2 pseudogenes are annotated in these 502 nt (G+C 26.9%); both read right to left on the minus strand.

The window, feature by feature from the left end:
• Positions 1–12 precede the first annotated feature (12 nt).
• Positions 13–141 (minus strand): annotated as a pseudogene (locus tag JWF52_RS19850) (histidine kinase dimerization/phospho-acceptor domain-containing protein); the annotation flags it as partial.
• Positions 142–247: 106 nt separating this feature from the next.
• Positions 248–502, minus strand: a pseudogene (locus JWF52_RS19570) (hypothetical protein); the annotation flags it as partial.

Raw genomic sequence — 502 nt, forward strand, 5'->3', positions numbered from 1 at the left:
AAATAGTATCCATCATAAAATATTTTTCAGTAATTCTTTTTTTATATCATTATCTAGTACTTCATCATTTTCAATAATTGTTGATGCCGACCCAAGAATACTTGTAAGTGGTGTTCTTAAGTCATGAGATATGGATCTTAAAAGATTACCTCTTAATCTTTCTCTTTCTGCTTCTAGATTTACTAATTTATTTTTTCAAATAAATTTTCCCTCTCAATTGCTAGTGCAACTTGTGTAGAAATTGATTCTAATAAGATTTTCTCATTTTCTTTAATAATCTCTTTTTCAATGATGCTATACCTATGACCCCTAAAATTGAAATTTGGCCTTTTATAGGATAATAATAAGAACTACTTTCTTCATATATACCTGTTCCTATACCTATGGGATTTCCACTTTCAAATGCCTTATAAGTTGCCTTTTTAGCTAAGTCTAATTTAAATATATTTTCACTACCATCACTATTTGCTATATATATATTAGGCTCTTTTAAATTATCATT

This window comes from Clostridium sp. CCUG 7971, assembly GCF_017590215.1.
GTDB lineage: Bacteria > Bacillota > Clostridia > Peptostreptococcales > Peptostreptococcaceae > Faecalimicrobium.